The 4,937-nt window shown below is 41.6% G+C and carries 4 protein-coding genes and 1 pseudogene; all 5 read left to right on the forward strand.

The features are described 5' to 3' along the window. Positions 1–80 precede the first annotated feature (80 nt). Entirely contained in the window at positions 81–1,082 is a 1,002-nt protein-coding gene (gene trpX, locus RWZ99_RS08745; RefSeq protein WP_314678138.1) for a tryptophan ABC transporter substrate-binding protein, read from the forward strand. 9 nt (positions 1,083–1,091) lie between these two features. Further along, positions 1,092–1,961, forward strand: coding sequence for an ABC transporter permease subunit (locus RWZ99_RS08750; protein ID WP_314678139.1), 870 nt, complete (start codon positions 1,092–1,094; stop codon positions 1,959–1,961). Continuing rightward, positions 1,958–2,716 carry an ABC transporter ATP-binding protein gene (locus tag RWZ99_RS08755; RefSeq protein WP_314678142.1) on the forward strand — a complete coding sequence of 253 codons (759 nt, stop codon included), beginning with the start codon at positions 1,958–1,960 and terminating at the stop codon, positions 2,714–2,716. The genes RWZ99_RS08750 and RWZ99_RS08755 overlap by 4 nt, the downstream gene beginning before the upstream one ends. A gap of 179 nt (positions 2,717–2,895) precedes the next feature. Next, positions 2,896–4,557, forward strand: a complete 1,662-nt coding sequence (locus RWZ99_RS08760) for a ribonuclease J (RefSeq protein WP_314678144.1) — start codon at positions 2,896–2,898, stop codon at positions 4,555–4,557. Positions 4,558–4,681: 124 nt separating this feature from the next. Continuing rightward, positions 4,682–4,937 (forward strand): annotated as a pseudogene (locus RWZ99_RS08765) (esterase family protein); the annotation flags it as partial.

The raw sequence follows: 4,937 nt of genomic DNA on the forward strand, positions 1-4,937 counted from the left end.
ATTTTTATAAATTAAGAATATTGCTAATTGACTGAAAATGACTTACAATAGAAAGTAAGAATTTATATAAGGAGACAGATATGAAAAACAAGCGTTTAATTTGGACTTTGGTTTTCTTAGCTATCTTGACGCTCGGGTCTATTGGTACAGATTTGTTCAAAAAAGAACAGCAAAATACCAATAAGGTCGTTAAAGTTGGAATCCTCCAGTTTGTCACTCATGATGCCCTGGATCAAATCGAGAAAGGTATTGAGGATGGACTTAAGGAAGCTGGGTATAAAGGGGATAAGGTTCAAATTACCCTCCTAAATGCCGAAGGGGACCAATCAAAGATTCAAACCATGTCTAAACAATTGGTCAACGACAAGAACGATGTCGTTATCGGTATTGCAACGCCAGCAGCTCAGGGGCTAGCGGCAGCTACCAAAGATATTCCAGTCATTATGGGAGCTATCTCAGACCCTGTTGGAGCTAAATTGGTTAAGAATCTCAAGCATCCGGAAGGTAATGTAACAGGGACTTCCAACCAAGTGCCTATTAAGCAGACAGTAGAGTTGGTAAAATCACTGACACCAAATGCCAAAACGATTGGAATTCTCTACGCTTCAAGTGAAGACAATTCCAAATCACAGGTTGAAAGCTTTAAAAAATATGCTGAACAAGACGGTTTAAATGTGGTTGAGTACGCCGTACCATCAACCAATGAAATCAACACAACCATGTCAGTAATGACTGGTAAGGTTGACGCTATCTGGACACCTCAGGATAATACCATTGCATCAGCTTTCTCAACAGTAATCTCGTCAGCCAATCAAGCCAAGATTCCCGTTTATACAACTGTTGATACTATGGTTAAAGAAGGCGGTTTAGCCTCAGTTGCTCAAAGCCAATATGAACTTGGAAAAGCAACAGCTCGTAGTGCTGTTAAAGTTCTTAAAGGTAAGAAAGTTAAAGATGTTCCAGTTGATGTTATTGATGATGGAACTCCAACACTAAACCTTAAAGTTGCTCAAGATCTTAACATCACCATACCTGACGATGTACTTAAGCAGTCAGATATTGCTGTTAAAGCTGATAAATAAGGAGGACTTATGATTATTTCATCTATTTATCAGGGCCTTCTATACGGAATCCTAGGTCTTGGGATTTACATGACCTTCCGTATCTTGGATTTTCCTGATTTGACAACAGAAGGTTCCTTCCCACTAGGTGGGGCAGTAGCAGTAACCCTAATGAATTTTGGGTGGAACCCCATCCTTGCGACCTTGGTTGCTGTATTAGCCGGTTGTCTTGCTGGACTAGTGACTGGTCTCCTTTATACAAAAGGAGAAATTCCAACTATTTTGGCAGGGATTCTGGTCATGACTTCCCTTAACTCAGTCATGCTTATGATAATGGGAAGAGCCAATCTCGGTCTCCTTGATATTAAGACAATCCAAGATTTGCTTCCCTTTAGTAAGGATTACAACCTCTTAATCGTCGGACTCTTAGCTGTAACTATTGTTATTGCTGCCTTGATTGCCTTTCTTAACACGCGTTTAGGCCAAGCCTACATTGCTACTGGTGATAACCGTGATATGGCTAAATCTTTCGGTATCAATACGGATTCAATGGAAGTTATGGGGCTTGTTATCTCAAATGGTATTATTGCCCTCTCAGGAGCCTTGATTAGTCAACAGGACGGTTATGCCGATGTTTCAAAAGGGATTGGGGTTATCGTTATCGGACTTGCCAGCATTATCATTGGTGAGGTCTTGTATGCGACCAACTTGACCTTGTTGGAACGCTTGATTGCCATCTGTGTCGGGTCAATCCTTTATCAGTTCCTTTTGACAGCTGTAATCGCTCTTGGCTTTAACACCAACTACCTCAAACTCTTCAGTGCGATCGTTCTAGCCCTTTGCTTGATCTCGCCTGTCCTACGCCGAAAATTCTTTAAGGGGGTGAGCTTATCACGATGACAGCTATTGTAGAACTCAAAGATGCAACTGTGAAGGTTAATAACGGTTTTGACACTGAAAAGATAATTCTGGACCATGTCAATCTTACCATTAGAGAAGGTGATTTTATTACTATTCTCGGTGGGAATGGTGCCGGAAAATCAACCCTCTTCAACGTGATTGCAGGGACTCTCATGTTGACTAGCGGTCAGATTTTTATCATGGGTGAGGATGTTACGGCTCTGCCTGCAGAGAAACGTGCTAAGTACCTCTCACGGGTTTTCCAAGATCCTAAAATGGGGACAGCTCCTCGTATGACTGTTGCAGAAAATCTCTTGATTGCCAAATACCGTGGTGAAAAACGAGGTCTTAAATCACGTCAAATTCATCTCTATACTGAGGAGTTTCAAGGTTTGATTGAACGTATCAGTAATGGACTTGAAAAGCACTTAGATACACCAGCAGGTCTCCTTTCAGGAGGTCAGCGTCAGGCCCTCAGTCTTTTGATGGCGACACTTAAACGTCCTGAGCTCTTGCTCTTAGACGAGCACACCGCAGCCTTGGATCCTAAGACAAGTGTGGCTCTTATGGAGTTGACCGATGAGTTTGTGACGGACGACCATCTGACAGCCTTGATGATTACCCATCACATGGAAGATGCCCTTAAATACGGGAACCGTCTTATCGTTATGAAGGATGGACAAATCATTAAAGACCTCACCAAGGAAGAAAAAGGTCAATTGGATATCACAGACTATTATGCTATGTTCGAGTAGGTCTAGTCTGACTCTAAATTGTAAAATAAGCCAAAAAGTTGTATACTTAAAGGGTATGCAACTTTTTGTTGTGGCCTGTAAATCGACAAGAAGACTGTTCGCACGAACGTTCAGCTTCTTGGACCGTTTGTAAAAATAGGCTCTAGAAGAGAGTCAAACTAAAAAGGAGAATAACAAGCATGAGCGATATTAAAATTATTGCCCTAGGTGGAGTCCGTGAAAATGCTAAAAACCTCTATATTGTTGAGATTAACGACTCTATCTTTATCTTGGATGCTGGTCTAAAGTATCCTGAAAATGAACAATTGGGTGTTGACTTTGTCATCCCTAATTTAGATTACTTGGTTGAAAATAAAGACCGTATCCAGGGGATTTTCTTGACGCATGGACATGCTGATGCCATTGGTGCCCTACCTTACATCTTGCAAGATGTCAAAGTACCAGTCTTTGGATCATCACTCACAATTGAGTTGGCTAAGCTTTTTGTAAAAAATGCTGGCGTTAAGAAATTCAATAACTTCCATGTTATTGACGCAGAAACTGAAATTGAATTTGAAGATGCAGTGGTTTCATTCTTCAAGACAACTCACTCTATCCCAGAATCAATGGGGATTGTTCTTGGTACGGACCGCGGCAATATCGTCTATACTGGTGATTTCAAGTTTGACCAAGCTGCTCGCCCTTACTATAAAACTGACTTAGGTCGTTTGGCTGAAATCGGTCGTGAAGGTGTCTTGGCCCTCTTGTCAGACTCAGCAAATGCGACAAGTACAGAACAAACAGCTTCAGAAGCAGAAGTCGGCCAAGAGATTGACCAAGTTATTGCCGATGCAGATGGACGTGTTATTGTTGCGGCAGTTGCCTCAAACTTGGTTCGTATTCAGCAAGTCTTTGATTCGGCTGCTGAACATGGACGTCGCGTTGTTCTTACAGGTTTTGACGTTGAAAATATTGTCCGTACAGCTATCCGTCTTAAAAAATTAACTGTGGAGCATGAAAAGCTCATTGTTAAGCCAAAAGATATGAACAAGTTCGAAGACCACGAGTTGATTATCCTCGAAAATGGGCGTATGGGAGAGCCAATCGATGGCCTACAAAAAATGGCAGTTGGCCGTCACCGTTATGTTCAAATCAAAGATGGGGACTTAGTTTATATCGTAACCACACCAAGTATAGCTAAAGAAGCAGTGGTCGCACGCGTAAACAATGCTATCTATAAGGCTGGTGGGACTGTTAAGATGATTACGCAGAGTCTTCGTGTATCTGGACATGCCAATGCTCGTGAGCTTCAATTGATGCTTAACCTCCTTCGTCCACAGTACCTTTTCCCAGTCCAAGGTGAGTACCGTGACCTTCAAGCCCATGCTGAGCTAGCCTTTGAAGTTGGTATCCTTCCAGAAAACATCTATATTGTTAAGCGTGGAGATATCATGCACTTGTCTGATGACCAAGGTTTCCTTCATGAAGGCGCTGTCCCAGCTGGTGATGTTATGATTGATGGTAATGCTATCGGTGATGTTGGGAATATTGTCCTTCGTGACCGTAAGGTCTTGTCTGAAGATGGTATCTTTATCGTAGCCATCACGGTTAACAAGAAAGAGCGTAAGATTGTCTCTAAAGCGCGTGTGAACACACGTGGATTCGTCTATGTTAAGAAGAGTCGTGACATTCTTCGTGAGTCTGCTGATATTGTCAATGCTACCGTTGAAAATTACTTGGCAGGAGATAGTTTTGATTGGGGAGAACTTAAAGGAGCCGTTCGTGATGACGTCGCTAAGTTCCTCTTTGACCAAACCAAACGTCGCCCAGCAATTCTTCCAGTAGTTATGGAAGTACGTTAATCAATGATTAGAGTGTGAGTATGTTACTTACATTCATTGATATAAGGAAGTCTCATAAGACTATTTTGAAAGAGTAAAAGCTGGGTTAACCCAGCTTTTCTAACATTAAGAAAGGAAAAGAAAAATGGCTTTTTTTCAAATTGAATATTCATCTGACGTTCTAGGACAATACCGCCAAGTAGATGTCATCTATCCGGATCGTGATCAGATTGCTGAAACGGAAAGTGATACAGACATTCCAGTGCTTTATCTCCTACATGGTATGGGGGGCAATCATAATTCTTGGGTCTTCCGTACCAATATTCAACGTCTTCTTCGTAAGACCAACCTCATTGTCATTATGCCTAATTCTGAAAATGGATGGTATACAAATACTAATT

The sequence above is a fragment of the uncultured Streptococcus sp. genome (assembly GCF_963545685.1).
Taxonomy (GTDB): domain Bacteria; phylum Bacillota; class Bacilli; order Lactobacillales; family Streptococcaceae; genus Streptococcus.